Here is a 14,734-nt window from a genome sequence, read left to right as displayed (position 1 = left end):
GTGCGGCCCGACCCCGACGCGGTGCGGCCCGACGCGCCGGATCCGGCGGTGGTAGCCCGGTTCACGCGAACCGTTCGCCGTCGGTCAACCGGGCCCCACGTGCCCAGGCACCGGCGGTCATGGACGGGCGCCCCTCGGGACGCACATCCCCCAGCAGGACGACGCCACCACCGGTTGCAACGGCGATCTCGCTGTCGCCGGCGCGCACGACGATCCGTCCGGGCTCGAATGCCTGGACCTGGACCTGGACCTGCGCCGGGGCCGGGGCCGGGGCCATCTGGTCGTCCGACGTGGACAGCGGACGCACCGGGCCGAGCTTGATCCGATGATCACGGAACGTCGTCCAGGCACCGGGTGCCGGCGTGGCCGCCCGGACCAGCCGGTCGACGTGAAAGGCCGGCGCGGACCAGTCGATACGCACATCGGCCACGGTCAGCTTGCGCGCGATCGACACGCCCTCGCCCGGCTGCGGCCGGGCATGCAGGGACGCGTTGTCAAGGCCGTCCAACACCCCCGTGAGCAGCCGGGCACCGGCGGCGGCCAGCCGCTCCAGGAGGTCACCGGCGGTGTCATGGGCGCCGATGGTCTCGGTGAGGGTCCCGTACACCGGACCGGTGTCAAGGTCCTCCTCGATCTGGAAGACCGACGCCCCGGTCACCTCGTCCCCGGCGAGCAGGGCGTGCTGCACCGGGGCGGCACCGCGCCACGCTGGCAGCAGTGAGAAATGCAGGTTGATCCAGCCATGCTTGGGGATGTCGAGGGCGGCCCGCGGGAGCAGCGCCCCATAGGCCACCACCGGACAGCACTCCGGCGCGATGTCGGCGAGGCGTGCAAGGAAGGCGGGGTCGCGCGGGCGCTCGGGCGTCAGCACATCCACCGCGGCCTCCTGCGCGAGCGCCCGGACCGGCGAATGGGCGACCTTTCGACCGCGACCGACCGGCCGGTCAGGACGCGTCACCACGGCGACCACCTCGTGCCGAGGCGAATCGAGCAGGGCGCGCAGGCTCGGCAGCGCGGCGGCCGGCGTACCGGCGAACACCAACCGCATCAGCGGGCGCGCCCAAACAGCGGATGCGGCGAGGCCTTGACCACCGGCGGGGCCTGGCCGGCCCACTCCGCCTCACGGATGGCTTTCATCGCCGCCTTCTTTGTGATCCGGTCCAGTCGGTCGATGAACAGCACCCCGTCCAGATGATCGGTCTCGTGTTGGACGCAGCGTGACATCAGGCCGCTGCCCTCGATCACGACAGGATCACCGTGGACGTTCTGGCCGACGGCCAGCACCCGGTCCGGTCGTTTCAGCTCGAACGCGATGCCGGGTAGGGAGAGGCAACCCTCCTCACCGTCCATCATCTCCTCGCTGAACGGCCCCAGCACGGGGTTGACCAGGTGCCCAACCTCACCGTCCACATCAAAGGTGAACACCCGCAGTGAGACACCGAGCTGCGGCGCGGCCAGCCCGACCCCCTCCGCCTCGTGCATCGTGTCGGTGAGGTCTGCGACGAGCCGGCGAAGCTCCTTGTCAAAAGTGGTGACCGGATCGGCCACCGTTCGCAGCACCGGATCTCCCAGCAGTCGGATCTCCCGCACCGTCACTGTCGCACCCCTTCCGGCTACACATGTCGAGAGCGGGGGCCGTGCCGCCACACCCATGAAGAGAATCCATGCTACGGGCTGTCGCCGCAGCACCGAAGCCGCGAGCACGAACGCACGATGGCGGAAACACCATGGTCGCGCGCATCACAATGGTCGCACGCGTCCGGGCCGACCCGGATGCGGCGCCCGTCACAACAGGGTGATCGGGTCGAGTATGACCCGTACCGGCGCGGACCGACGGGCGTCGAGCACTCCGCGCGCGGCCTTGAGCGCAACGGCCAGTTGCTGGCCACGGGCCCTGGGGACCCGCACCAGGACACGCTCTCGCCGCTCCTCGCCGGCAGCGGACTGCCCGGCGCCGGCCCGCCCGGCTGGCCTGCCCACCTCATCTAGCGGGCCACCGGCGATGCGATCGTGGTTCGGTGGCATCGCCGGCGGCCGAAGTCCCCAGGTCTCCAGGGGAACCGGACCGAGGACATCGGCGCCGGCCGGGAGCTCCGCGGCTGCGATCAGTTCGGCGACCGGACCGGCGGCGCCCTCGACGGCGGCGATCCGGGTCGCCGGCGGAAAGCCGAGGGCTGCGCGCTCGTCCTGCTCACGACGGATGAACCAGCCCGGGTCCCACCGGGTCAGCGCCTGCACCACCGCCAGACCGACATCGGCGGTGACGACGATCCGGCCGCCGTCGGAGGCGGGCCGTGCCAGTGCCGCTGCTGCGCACCAGCGTCGCAGGGTCTCCTCGGCGGCCCGCAGGTCCGCGCGGCCGAGCAACGCCCAGGTGTCGAGCAACAGGACCGCGCCGTACCCGCCGTCGGCGAGCGGCTCGGCGCCTGGAGTGGCGACCACGAGTGCGGGCGTGGCCGGGACGCTCGCCAGCACGCCGTCCCGGCCCGACGTGCGGACGGCGACGCCCGGGAACGCGCGCCCGAGCTCCTCGGCCGTCCGCCGGTCACCGACGACAGTTGCCCGCAACCGGGTGTCGCCACAGGACGGACACCGCCACCCGGCGGCCCCCGCCGGCGGTCGGCTGGCGAGGTCGAGCGCGGGGCGGCCGCACCAGTTGCAGGTGGGCGGCCCGGTGCCGCTCGGACGCCCGAGCGAACCCTGGCAGTGGCCGCATCGGGCCGGGCGACGACAGCCGGTGCAGGCCAGCGAAAGCTGGTACCCGCGCCGCGGCACCTGGACGAGCACCGGCGTGCCGGCGGCCAGCGCGTCGTGGGCCGCCCGCCAGGCAAGGGACGGCAGCCGCGCGGCCCGTGCCGCCGGATCCCTGGCCGCTTCGAAATCCGAACCGGTGGCCTCCACCCGGGCGGCGGCGGCCCGTACCACCGACCGCGGCGGGGCCAGCACGCCGGCCCAGCCGACCCGCACCAGGGCCTGCGCGTCGGCCGACGGCGACCACCCTCCGATGATCAGACCCGAGCGCTGCTGCCGGGACCGCAACACGGCGACGTCGCGGGTGTGCGGGTAGGGCGAGCGCGGTTCGGCGTGCAGATCGTCCCCGTCGTCCCAGACGATGATCAGGCCGAGGTCGCGGACCGGCGCGAACACGGCCGCGCGGGTGCCCACCACCACCCGCGCGGTCCCGCGGCTGACGGCCAGGAACCGGCGGTACCGTTCGGCCGGGCCGAGGTCGGCGCGCAGCGCGACACAGCCGGCCGCGCCGGGGACATCCCGCATCGCGGTCACGACGCGGTCGATGTCACGGTGATCGGGCACGACGACCAGGGCACCCCGGTCGGATCGGACTGTGGCGGCCACGGCCGCGGTCACCATCGCCGGCCAGGACGGCCCGGGAAGGGCCCACCACACCGCTCGGGGGCTGCCGCCGGTGGCCAGGTCGCCCAGCAGCCGTTCGCCCTGGGGGTACTGCGACCAGGCGCCAGCTGGCGGGTCGGCGGCTGGCGGGTCGGCGGCTGGCAGGTCGGCGGCTGGCAGGTCGGCGGCTGGCAGGTCGGCGGCTGGCGGCGGTTCCTTTTCCACCCGGGCGTGCCGGGGCGGGACGGCGAGGCGGAGCACGTCGGTGAGGGTTCCGGCGTAGCGGTCGGCGACCGCCCGGGCCAGCTCCGCGATCTCGGGCGCGAGGATCGGCTCCGGTGACACCACGCGGGTCAGGAACGCGAGCGTGCCGGTGTGGTCCGACCGCTCGCACCGGCTCAGGATGAACCCGTCGACGAGCCGACCGGCGAAGCGGACCCGAACCCGTGCGCCGGGAACGGCGGCCTGCGCCCACTGCGCCGGCACCAGGTAGTCGAACAGTCGATCCAGGTGGGCGGGTGAGACGTCCACCGCGACCCTGGCGACCGGCAGGTCGCCAGCCGGTTCCGGCGCGCCCAGGCCGGTGGACCGCGCCGGGCGCCGAGCCGACCCGGCCCCCGTCGGTGGGCGGGATGCGCCGGCCGGCGCATCCAGTCCGGCGCAGGCGTCAGACCGTTCGGGCATACCTCGTTTAGTACCAGGTGCATCCGACAGATCCGGCCGCGCACCGGACCACGGCGCTGACCACGGACCCAGCCACCGACACCTGACCGCGGCCCGCCCTACCCGCGGACGGCGGTCGCCAGGAGATCTGCGCGCGAGGTCGACTCCCAGGTGAAGTCGAGCTCCGGGCGGCCGAAGTGACCGTACGCGGCGGTCTGGGTGTAGATGGGCCGCAGCAGATCCAGATCCCGGATGATCGCAGCCGGCCGGAGGTCGAAGACGGAGGTCACGGCATCCTGGATCTGCTCGTCGGGCACTGTGCCGGTGCCGAAGGTCTCGACGAACAGTCCGACCGGCTGCGCCTTGCCGATGGCGTAGGCCACCTGGACCTCGCAGCGGCGGGCGAGCCCGGCGGCGACGACGTTCTTGGCGACCCAGCGCATCGCGTACGCGGCCGAGCGGTCGACCTTGGACGGGTCCTTGCCGGAGAAGGCGCCACCGCCGTGCCGGGCCATCCCGCCGTAGGTGTCCACGATGATCTTGCGTCCGGTGAGACCGGCGTCTCCCATCGGGCCGCCCACCTCGAACCTGCCGGTCGGGTTCACCAGCAGTCGGTACCCGTCGGTGGCGATCTCAAGTGCGGCCAGCTCCGGGGTGACGACGTATTCGGCGACGTCCGGCGCGAGCAGGGTGTCAAGGTCGATGTCGGCCGCGTGCTGGGTGGACACGACCACGGTGTCCAGCCGAACCGGCCGACCGGCCGAGTACTCGATCGTGACCTGGGTCTTGCCGTCCGGACGCAGGTAGCCGACCTTACCGTCCTTGCGCACGGCGGCCAGGCTGCGGGCGAGCCGGTGCGCCAGAGCGATCGGCAACGGCATCAGCTCGGGCGTCTCGTCACAGGCGAAGCCGAACATCAGCCCTTGGTCGCCGGCGCCCTGCTTGTCCAGCTCGTCGTCGCTGGATCCGCCGACCCGGGTCTCGTGGGCGCTGTCGACACCCTGGGCGATATCGGGCGACTGCGAGCCGAGCGACACGCTCACGCCACAGGACGCGCCGTCAAAGCCCTTCTTGGACGAGTCGTAACCGATCTCCAGAACACGGTCCCGGACGACGGCGGCGATGTCCACATAGGTGTCCGTGGTGACCTCACCGGCGACGTGGACCTGACCAGTGGTGATCAGAGTCTCGACCGCGACCCGGCTGTGTGGGTCATCCTTGATCATTGCATCGAGGATGGAGTCGCTGATCTGATCAGCGATCTTGTCCGGATGCCCCTCGGTAACGGACTCGGACGTAAACAGGCGCGTCGCCACGTTCTGACCCCCTGGGAGATCCAGTCGATTCCGGCGCAGTCTACCGACCGACACCGTCGGCAACAGCGATAACGGTGCCAGCGAGCGGCGGGAGCCGGCTGACCACCAAGTCGAGCACGCGGTGCGCAAGAAGATCCTTGCTGGTCCGTTCGATCACCGTCTCGGTGCCGTCCGAGCCGAGCACCACGGCGGCGTTGTCCTCGACCTCGAAACCGAGACCGTCACCGACCTGGTTGACGACGAGCAGGTCCGCTCCCTTGCGGGCAAGCTTCTCCCGGCCGAGGTCGAGCAGGTCGACCCCTGGCGCGCCGGTCTCCGCGGCAAATCCGACGAGCACCTGACCGGGCCGGCGGGCGGCGACCAGCTCGGTCAGCACGTCCGGATTACGGACCAGGGCGACGGGCTCGGGGTCACCGTCCGATTTCTTGATCTTATGGCTCGCCCGGTTGACAGGCCGGAAGTCCGCGACCGCCGCCGCCATGACGACCACGGCGGCCGCGGGCGCCTCCGCGTGCACGGCGGCCCGCAGCTGTGCGGTGGACACCACGCGGACGGTGCGGGCTCCCGCGACCTGCGCCAGGGCCACGTTGGCCGCCACGACGACGACCTGCGCTCCCCGGGCGAGCGCAGCCCTGGCCAGCGCGTAGCCCTGCCGGCCGCTGGAGGAGTTGCCGAGGAAACGGACCGGATCCAGATGTTCGCGGGTACCACCGGCGCTGATCACGACCGTGCGCCCGGCCAGGTCCGGTGCGAGCCCGTTGCGGGTCAGCACCGCCCGGGCCACCGACGCGATCTCCGTTGGTTCCGGGAGCCGGCCGGCCCCGGAGTCCGCACCGGTCAGCCGGCCCACCGCCGGATCGATGACCACAGCGCCCCGGGCCCGCAGCGTCTCCACATTGGCCCGGGTCGCCGGGTGCTCCCACATCTCGGTGTGCATGGCCGGCGCGAACACGACCGGACAGCGCGCCGTGAGCAGGGTGGCGGTCAGCAGGTCGTCGCAGCGTCCGGTCGCAGCGCGTGCGAGGAGGTCCGCCGTGGCCGGGACGACCAGGACGAGGTCGGCCTCGCGCCCCAGCCGTACGTGTGCCACCTGCGCGGCGTCGGTCCACACCTCGGTTGACACCGGATGGCCCGACAACGCGGCCCAGGTCGGCTCACCGACGAACCGCAACGCCGCGTCCGTCGGCACGACCCGTACGTCATGCCCGGTCTCGGTCAGCTGACGAAGCACCTCGACCGCCTTGTAGGCCGCGATCCCGCCGGCCACGCCCAGCACGATGCGGGGGCGTCGCGGACTCGCGCACGACCCGACCGGTTCGCCCGTCATCCCGACAGCACGATCACGGCAGCGGACCTGGTCACAGCGGGCGATGCCAGGTCAGGAGACCGGTGGCAGCGGCTCAATGACGGTCTCATGCGTCAGCAGGCCGGCGTTGATCTCACGCAATGCGATCGACAGCGGCTTCTCCTGCGCGCTGGCCGTCTCCACCAGCGGTCCGACGTACTCCAGCAGGCCCTCGCCCAGCTGCGAGTAGTAGGCGTTGATCTGGCGGGCCCGCTTGGCCGCGTAGATCACCAAGCTGTACTTGGAGTCGGTGGCTTCCAGGAGCTCGTCGATCGGCGGGTTGGTGATGCCTTCGGGCTGCGCGACAGTGCCGGACACGGTGTCCTTCCGGAAAACACAGGGGCTGTCAGCTCGTGGTGAGCCGCCAGCATGCTCGGGGTTGGCGGGAGCGGACGGGGAGCGGACGGATCGTCATGAGCCCCGGTGTAGCGCGAACCCACGATCAACCCGCGAACTCACGATCAACCCACGATCAACCCACGACGCACCACAATATTGCCTCACAACAATATTGCCCTTCAGCGTAGAGCAGGCCCCGGCCTGTCGGCGCGCAGCCCCCCCGGGTCCCCGCCGTCAGCTCGTCCCCGTCAACGTGTCCCCGTCAACGTGTAGCCGTCAACTGGCAGCCATCAGGGACACCAGTCGCGCCGCCGCCGTCGTCACGTCGTCGTTGACCACGACCTCGTCGAACTCCGCTTCGGCGGCGAGCTCGATGCGCGCGCGGTCGAGCCGACGCCTGATCACTTCCGACGGCTCCGTGCCCCGGTCGACCAGCCGGCGGACCAGTTCCTCCCAGGACGGTGGGGCGAGGAAGACGAACCGGGCACCTGACATGGTCGAACGCACCTGACGGGCACCCTGCAGCTCGATCTCCAGCAAGCAGGGTACCCCCGCGGCCAGCCGTGCCTCCAACGGCGCACGCGGCGTCCCGTACGCGTGACCCGCGAACATCGCATGCTCCAGAAGTTCACCGGTCTTGACCATCAACGCGAACTCCTCAGCATCGACGAAGCGATACTCCACCCCGTCGGTCTCGCCCGGCCGGGGCGCGCGTGTGGTGCAGCTGACCGAGACCCAGACCTCAGGGTGGCGCCGGCGCACCTCGGCGACGACAGTCCCTTTCCCGACGCCCGACGGACCGGACAGAACGGTGAGCCGCATCAGCACACCCTAGACTCCGTCCCACCGGCGACGGAGCGGCGCTTGCGGACGGTTGAACGTCGGCCAAAGGTCATGCGACTCTCACCAGCCTCATAGGATCGCGAGACGAACCGATCGGCACGTTTCGCGCTGCCGAAGCCTGGCGGAACCCTGAACTCCTGTGCGCAGGCAAAGAAACAGTCGGTACGGCGGCCCGACGGCGCGAGGTTCTCGCCATTACCGGGACGCCGCACCAACCCACAACGGCCGAGGATGTGCGGCACACACCTGCCGGACACTGGTGGTGATCAGGATGCCGTGAACTCCTGAACCAGTGCGGCACGCTGTTTGACACCAAGACCTCGTAGGCGACGGCTGTCGCTGATCGCGAGTCGTTCCATGATCTTCGTGGCGCGGACACGACCGACGCCGGGCAGGGATTCGAGAACAGCGGCCACCTTCATCTTTCCAATGACCTCATCGGTGTCGGCTCTCTCAAGGACGGACGCGAGTGAGACTTCCGCCTTCTTGAGCCGCTCCTTGAGTTCTGCACGCTGCTTACGCGCCAACGCAGCTTTCTCGAGGGCAGCAGCCCTCTGCTCGGGCGTCAGGGGCGGCAGGGGCACGGGTACGCCTCCTTCTTTCGGGTGATCGCGGCGCCGCGCAAACTAGCGAGTAACAGGCGTCTCGGTCCAGTCGGTAGCACGGGTACATCCTCGGACTATTGTCCACAAGACCGTGCCCGGATGTCCGGATGAATCGCGTTGCCCGCGCCTTACTGATTGCTTTCGGTCGCTCGAGGACCTACCGTACCGGGCAGATCGCCTCGAGATGGCCCAATCGGGGCCTGTGTGACGTCACACCAGGTCAGCGGCACAGTGGCGGTGTCAGGTACCGGTCACAAACCGAGCCGCGGCGGCCCCCGGATCGCTCGACGCAATGATCGGACGCCCCACCACCAGAAGGTCGGAACCGGCCCGAAGGGCCGCCGCGGGCGTAGCGGTACGCGCCTGATCGTCGACGTTCGCGCCCGCCGGCCGGACTCCCGGAGTGATAAGTGTCACATCACTTCCAACCTCAGCGCGCACCGCCGACACTTCGCGCGGGCTGCACACCACGGCCCGCGCACCAGCGGCCACGGCCAGCGCGGCAAGGCGGCGGACCACGTCGGACGGCGGCCCGCCAAACCCGCACGAGACGAGCTCGGCACCGCTCAGGGACGTCAGCACGGTGACCGCGGCGATCTCGACATCCGGCGCGGCATCGACCGCCGCCCGCACCATCGCCGCGCCCCCCGCGGCATGCACGGTCACATACCTGGGACCGAGACGGGCCACGGAACGCATCCCCCCGGCCACCGTGTGGGGGATGTCATGCAACTTGAGGTCGAGGAAGAGGCCGATCCTGTCCTGTTCGGCCGGACCCGGTCCCGGATCGCCCCCGATCGCCTCCCACAGCGCCGTCACGATCGTCGGCCCCTCGCGGTAGAACAGTTCCAATCCGACCTTGACCACGGCGACGTGAGGCGCCACCGCGCGGGCCAGCCGCAGCGCCTGCGGCCCGTCGGGCACGTCCAGCGCGACCGCCACCGGCGGCCGCGACGTCCAAGCGGCCAGCCGCGTCCCCGGCAAGCCCGTCACCCCGTCACCCCGTCACCCCGTCAGCGTGTGAGGCCGTCAGCCGGCCAGCCCAGGCGTCGTGGCCGGCGTGACCCGGCCGGTCGACCCCGGTTCGTCCCCGGTGGCATGCACGTCCTGGGCGGTATGGACGTCCCCGATCGCGTCGGTAGACGGCGAGTCGGCGGGCTGGGCATCGGGAGGCTGGGCATCGGCGGGCTGGGCATCGGCGGGCTGGGTTCGCCACGGGCCACCGGTGGCACCGGGTACACCGGACCGATCCCGGTCGGCCCAGGCGGCATGCAGGTCCGCGTGGAAGCTCTGCAACGGCATCACGCCGATCTCGCCGCGGACCAGGGCCTCGATCCCCTGCACGCAGGCGGCCGCGCCCTGGATCGTGGTGATGCAGGGCACCCCGATCACCACACACGCCGTCCGGATCTCGTATCCGTCCAGGCGCGGCCCCACCCCGCACGGCGTGTTGATCACCAGATCGATCTGACCCGATGTGATCATTTCAACACAGTCGATCAGATTGGCGCTCGGCGTCGAGTGCTTTCCGAGCACAACCGCCTTCACTCCGTTACGACGCAGCACTTCCGCGGTTCCCTCGGTGGCATAGATCACGAAGCCGAGATCCGCGAGCCGCTTGATCGGAAAGATCATCGCACGTTTGTCACGGTTGGCCACCGAGACGAACACCCTGCCGTAGGTGGGCAGCGAGGCATACGCCGCCGCCTGCGACTTGGCATAAGCGGTGCCGAAGCCCGCGTCGATGCCCATGACCTCGCCGGTGGACTTCATCTCGGGTCCGAGTATGGTGTCCACCCCGCGCCCGCCGGCGTCCCGGAACCGGCCGAAGGGCAGCACCGCCTCCTTCACGGCGATGTGGGAGTCCACCGGCAGCGTCGCGCCGTCGCCGTGCGGCGGCAGCAGCCCCTCCGCGCGCAGCTGGGTGATGGTCGCGCCGACCATCACCCGGGCCGCGGCCTTTGCCAGCGGCACCGCCGTCGCCTTCGACACGAACGGCACGGTGCGTGATGCCCGCGGGTTGGCCTCCAGGACGTACAGGACGTCGGACTGCAGCGCGTACTGGACGTTGAGCAGACCCCGCACCCCGACCCCCTGCGCGATCAGCCGGGTGGACTCGCGGATCCGCTCCAGGTCGGCGCGGCCCAGTGTGATCGGTGGCAGCGCGCAGGCCGAGTCCCCGGAGTGGACCCCCGCCTCCTCGATGTGCTCCATCACGCCACCGAGGTACAGCTCGGTGCCGTCGTAGATGGCGTCCACGTCGATCTCCACGGCGTCGTCGAGGAACCGGTCGACCAGCACCGGATGCTCAGGGGAGATCTCGGTCGCCCGCTCGATGTAGGTCCGCAGCATCTGGTCGTCGTAAACGATCTCCATCCCGCGCCCGCCGAGTACGTAGGACGGCCGTACCAGGACCGGATAGCCGATCCGCTCCGCCACCGTCCGGGCCTCGGCATAGGACGTCGCGACCCCGTGCGGCGGTGCGGGCAGCCCGGCCCGGGCGAGCACCCGCCCGAACAGGCCGCGGTCCTCGGCCATGTGGATCGCGCGCGGGGGCGTCCCGACGATCGGGACGTCGGCGGCGGCGAGCGCCGCCGCGATACCCAGCGGAGTCTGACCGCCAAGCTGAACGATCACCCCGACCAGCGGGCCGGCCCTGCGCTCGGCGTGGACGACCTCCAGGACGTCCTCGACGGTGAGCGGCTCCACATAGAGCCGGTCGGCGGTGTCGTAGTCGGTGGACACCGTCTCCGGGTTACAGTTGATCATGATCGTCTCGTAGCCGGCGGCCGACAGCGCCATCACCGCGTGGCAGCAGGCGTAGTCGAACTCGATGCCCTGTCCGATCCGGTTCGGCCCGCTACCCAGAACAATCACCCGCGGCCGGTCGCCGGCGGCGATCTCAGTCTCGGAATCGTAGGACGAGTAGTGGTAGGGCGTGGCGGATGCGAACTCGGCCGCGCAGGTGTCGACCGTCTTGTAGACCGGCCGGATGCCGGCGCGGTGCCGGAACGTGCGGACCACGTCCTCCTTGGTCCCCAGGACCTCGGCGAGCTGCGCGTCGGAGAAACCCGCACGTTTGGCCCGCAGGATCCCCGCCGAGTCGCGGCTGATGGTCGCGGCGATCTCGTTGATGCCGGCGATCTGCTCGACGAACCAGCGATCGATGCCGGTGACCTCGGTGACCCGGGCCGGGTCAGCGCCGGCCCGCAGCGCCTGCTGGACCGTGCGCAGCCGCCCGTCATGCGGAATGCGGGCCCGTTCCAGGAGCTCGTCGGCATCCCCGGTCCCGCCCGCGAAGGAGAACACCGCGCTGGGCTGCTCGAGGGACCGCAGGGCCTTCTGCAGCGCCTCGGCGAAGCTACGCCCCATGCCCATGGCCTCACCGACCGACTTCATCGTGGTCGTCAGCGTCGGGTCCGCCCCGGGGAACTTCTCGAAGGCGAAGCGGGGCACCTTCACCACCACGTAGTCCAGTGTCGGTTCGAACGCCGCCGGTGTGGTGCGGGTGATGTCGTTGGGGATCTCGTCCAAGGTGTAACCGAGCGCGAGTTTCGCCGATATCTTCGCGATCGGGTATCCGGTGGCCTTCGAGGCCAGGGCCGACGACCGGGACACCCGGGGATTCATCTCGATCACGATGAGCCGCCCGGTGGCCGGGTCCACCGCGAACTGGATGTTGCAGCCACCCGCGTCGACGCCCACCGCGCGCATCACCGCGATGGCCATGTTCCGCATCTGCTGGTACTCGCGGTCGGTCAACGTCATCGCCGGTGCCACCGTCACCGAGTCGCCGGTGTGCACGCCCATCGGGTCGATGTTCTCGATCGAGCAGACCACGACCACGTTGTCGGCGCAGTCACGCATCAGCTCGAGCTCGAACTCCTTCCAGCCGAGGACGGACTCCTCGACGAGCACCTCCGAGGACGGGCTCGCGGCGATGCCGTCCTCGGCCATCCGGCGCAGTTCACCGGCGTCATGCGCGATACCGCTGCCGGCGCCGCCGAGAGTGAAGCTCGGCCGCACCACGACCGGGTACTGGAATTCCTCGGCGGCGTCGAGGCACTGCTGCGGGGTCGTGCAGATGGCGCTGCGGGCGGTCTCACCGCCGACCGACGCGACGATGTCCTTGAACGCCTGACGGTCCTCACCGGCACGGATCGCGTCGATGTTCGCACCGATCAGGCGGATGCCGTACCGGTCCAGGACACCGGAGTCGTGCAGCGCGACCGCGGTGTTCAGCGCGGTCTGGCCACCCATCGTCGCGAGCAGCGCATCGGGCCGCTCCCGGTCGATGATTTTGGTGACCATGTCGAGTGTGATCGGTTCGACGTAGGTGGCGTCGGCCAGATCCGGGTCGGTCATGATCGTGGCCGGATTGCTGTTGACCAGCACCACCCGCAGGCCTTCGGCGCGCAGCACCCGGCAGGCCTGGGTGCCGGAGTAGTCGAACTCGCAGGCCTGACCGATGACGATCGGCCCTGATCCGATGACCAGGACACTGCTCAGATCTTCTCGCCGCGGCATCAGCGCATGACCTCCCGTCGCAATCCCTGCGCGTACGCCTGCGCGGGTGTACCCGGCCCGCCGTGCCGCTCACCCGCGTTCACCGGAATGCCGCCATGAGATCGCGGAACCGTTCGAACAGATCGTGCGCGTCGTGGGGGCCGGGAGCCGCCTCAGGATGAAACTGGACGCTGAAGGCGGGTACATCCAGACATGCAAGACCCTCCACCACGCCGTCGTTGAGCGCGACATGGCTGACCTCGACCGGCCCGTAGGGCGTCCGGGTGACGCGGTCACGCGGTGCCCGGACGGCAAAACCGTGATTGTGGCTGGTCACCGCGATCCGGCCGGTCGCGGTGTCGGCGACCGGCTGGTTCACACCGCGGTGGCCGTAGGTCAGCTTGTAGGTGTCAAAGCCCAGCGCCCGGGCCAGCACCTGGTTGCCGAAGCAGATCCCGAAGATCGGAATGCCGGCGTCCAGCACCATGCGCACGGCCTCGACCGCGTAGTCCGCGGTCGAGGGATCGCCCGGGCCGTTGGACAGGAACACCCCGTCCGGGGCGAGGTTGAGCAATGCCGCGCCACCGGCGTGGGCCGGCAGGACGTGCGTCTGACAGCCGAGCGCGGACAGCGCCAGCGGCGTCGACCGCTTCATGCCCAGATCGAGCGCGGCCACCCTGAACATGGGCACACCGGTCGCGGCCGCCACCACGTACGGCTCCCGCGTGCTGACCTCCGGTGCCAGATCCGCACCGACCATGCGCGGGCTCGCGCGCACCGACTCCAACAGGGTGTCCGCGTCCTGCGCGGCATCGGCGATACCGCACCGCATCACTCCGCGTTCCCGCAGGTGGCGGGTGAGTGCCCGGGTGTCAACGCCGCTGATGCCCACCACGCCGGCGGCCACCAACGCGTCGTCCAGGGTCCGGCGCGAGCGCCAGCTGGAGGCGATCGGGCTCGGGTCGCGAACCACGAAGCCGGCCACATGGATCTTCGATGACTCGTTGTCCTCGTCGTTCATACCGGTGTTGCCGATATGCGGCGCGGTCATGACCACGATCTGGCGGTGGTAGGACGGATCGGTCAGCGTTTCCTGGTATCCGGTCATGCCGGTAGCGAAGACGATCTCACCGAACGCCTCCCCCGACGCCCCGAACGCCTCCCCGGCGAAGCTGCGTCCATCCTCCAGCATCAGGCGCACTGCCCGGACACCGGCGGCGGTGTGACCGGTGTCGTCCCACCCGCGCTCCGACGGCAGTTTCAGGGAGCCGGTGTCCGGCTCCGACCCGCCATGCCCCTGGGACCCTTCGTCCCGCTCGCTCCCGCCTGCGTTCACCACATCACCGGTTCGCTGCGGCGACCCGCTCCCTGCGTCCCAGTCCTCGTACCTCGGACGCGAACTCCGCTCGCTCCCGCCTGCGTTCACCAGGTGTCCTTCTTCATCTTTCGGACGACCTCCCCCAGCGGGGACGTGAGGGGATCAACCTGAACGGGGTTGTGATATCCCGCGCTCTCCGTGCCGGCGCCGGCGGTGCCGGGCTGGGGGCTGTGCGGGTAGGCGGGACCGCCCGGCCCGCCCCGGGACCCGGGAGTGCCACCCGCGCGCGGCGCGCGGGTGACGACCGGTATCGGGCCGGTACCCGCCGGCCGGGGCACACCCGGTGGGGTGGCGGGGCCGAGCACTGGCGGGCTGTTACCCAGCGCGCCGGGCGAGCGGGCCGGTGGCACGCCGCCGGCCGGCGGCGACCCGGGCGGGGTCGGGC

General features: G+C 70.8%; 11 protein-coding genes and 1 pseudogene. All 12 read right to left on the bottom strand.

Annotation, left to right across the window (positions count from 1 at the left end; all coding sequences use genetic code 11):
* Window positions 1-61: 61 nt before the first annotated feature.
* The gene (fmt, locus tag U9983_RS21910) at window positions 62-1,048 is read right to left on the bottom strand and encodes a methionyl-tRNA formyltransferase (RefSeq protein WP_322755823.1); all 987 of its coding nucleotides are present in this window, start codon (window positions 1,046-1,048) and stop codon (window positions 62-64) included.
* Window positions 1,048-1,596 (bottom strand): peptide deformylase, encoded by a 549-nt coding sequence (def, locus tag U9983_RS21905; protein ID WP_322747520.1) that lies wholly within the window; start codon window positions 1,594-1,596, stop codon window positions 1,048-1,050. Before def ends, fmt begins: the two co-directional genes overlap by 1 nt.
* Window positions 1,597-1,785: 189 nt before the next feature.
* A complete protein-coding gene (locus tag U9983_RS21900) occupies window positions 1,786-4,038 on the bottom strand; it encodes a primosomal protein N' (protein ID WP_322755822.1) in 2,253 nt (750 codons plus the stop codon).
* Between the two features lie 98 nt (window positions 4,039-4,136).
* Window positions 4,137-5,333: a methionine adenosyltransferase gene (metK, locus tag U9983_RS21895; protein ID WP_322755821.1), complete on the bottom strand. Its 1,197-nt coding sequence runs from the start codon at window positions 5,331-5,333 to the stop codon at window positions 4,137-4,139.
* Window positions 5,334-5,373: 40 nt separating this feature from the next.
* The gene (gene coaBC / locus U9983_RS21890) at window positions 5,374-6,660 is read right to left on the bottom strand and encodes a bifunctional phosphopantothenoylcysteine decarboxylase/phosphopantothenate--cysteine ligase CoaBC (RefSeq protein WP_322755820.1); all 1,287 of its coding nucleotides are present in this window, start codon (window positions 6,658-6,660) and stop codon (window positions 5,374-5,376) included.
* Between the two features lie 51 nt (window positions 6,661-6,711).
* The gene (gene rpoZ, locus U9983_RS21885) at window positions 6,712-6,996 is read right to left on the bottom strand and encodes a DNA-directed RNA polymerase subunit omega (protein WP_322747524.1); all 285 of its coding nucleotides are present in this window, start codon (window positions 6,994-6,996) and stop codon (window positions 6,712-6,714) included.
* A 297-nt stretch (window positions 6,997-7,293) separates the two neighbouring features.
* Window positions 7,294-7,839: a guanylate kinase gene (gene gmk / locus U9983_RS21880; protein ID WP_322755819.1), complete on the bottom strand. Its 546-nt coding sequence runs from the start codon at window positions 7,837-7,839 to the stop codon at window positions 7,294-7,296.
* A gap of 287 nt (window positions 7,840-8,126) precedes the next feature.
* The gene (gene mihF / locus U9983_RS21875; protein ID WP_322755818.1) at window positions 8,127-8,444 is read right to left on the bottom strand and encodes an integration host factor, actinobacterial type; all 318 of its coding nucleotides are present in this window, start codon (window positions 8,442-8,444) and stop codon (window positions 8,127-8,129) included.
* A gap of 261 nt (window positions 8,445-8,705) precedes the next feature.
* Complete coding sequence (gene pyrF, locus U9983_RS21870) at window positions 8,706-9,458, bottom strand: orotidine-5'-phosphate decarboxylase (protein ID WP_322755817.1); 753 nt, start codon at window positions 9,456-9,458, stop codon at window positions 8,706-8,708.
* Window positions 9,459-9,494: 36 nt separating this feature from the next.
* Window positions 9,495-12,992 carry a carbamoyl-phosphate synthase large subunit gene (gene carB / locus U9983_RS21865; RefSeq protein WP_322755816.1) on the bottom strand — a complete coding sequence of 1,166 codons (3,498 nt, stop codon included), beginning with the start codon at window positions 12,990-12,992 and terminating at the stop codon, window positions 9,495-9,497.
* A 79-nt stretch (window positions 12,993-13,071) separates the two neighbouring features.
* Window positions 13,072-14,163: a glutamine-hydrolyzing carbamoyl-phosphate synthase small subunit gene (gene carA / locus U9983_RS21860; protein WP_322755824.1), complete on the bottom strand. Its 1,092-nt coding sequence runs from the start codon at window positions 14,161-14,163 to the stop codon at window positions 13,072-13,074.
* 230 nt (window positions 14,164-14,393) lie between these two features.
* Window positions 14,394-14,734 (bottom strand): annotated as a pseudogene (locus tag U9983_RS21855) (hypothetical protein); the annotation flags it as partial.

It is taken from the genome of Protofrankia sp. Cas3 (assembly GCF_963555955.1).
GTDB lineage: Bacteria > Actinomycetota > Actinomycetes > Frankiales > Frankiaceae > Protofrankia.
This window is presented reverse-complemented; position numbering and strand designations above follow the sequence as displayed.

What these genes read in the sequence shown, in the direction of transcription:
- carA (WP_322755824.1), bottom strand. Translation starts at nt 14,163, where the DNA reads ATGCTGGAGGATGGACGCAGCTTCGCCGGGGAGGCGTTCGGGGCGTCG.
- carB (WP_322755816.1), bottom strand. Translation starts at nt 12,992, where the DNA reads ATGCCGCGGCGAGAAGATCTGAGCAGTGTCCTGGTCATCGGATCAGGG.
- fmt (WP_322755823.1), bottom strand. Translation starts at nt 1,048, where the DNA reads ATGCGGTTGGTGTTCGCCGGTACGCCGGCCGCCGCGCTGCCGAGCCTG.
- gmk (WP_322755819.1), bottom strand. Translation starts at nt 7,839, where the DNA reads ATGCGGCTCACCGTTCTGTCCGGTCCGTCGGGCGTCGGGAAAGGGACT.
- coaBC (WP_322755820.1), bottom strand. Translation starts at nt 6,660, where the DNA reads ATGACGGGCGAACCGGTCGGGTCGTGCGCGAGTCCGCGACGCCCCCGC.
- U9983_RS21900 (WP_322755822.1), bottom strand. Translation starts at nt 4,038, where the DNA reads ATGCCCGAACGGTCTGACGCCTGCGCCGGACTGGATGCGCCGGCCGGC.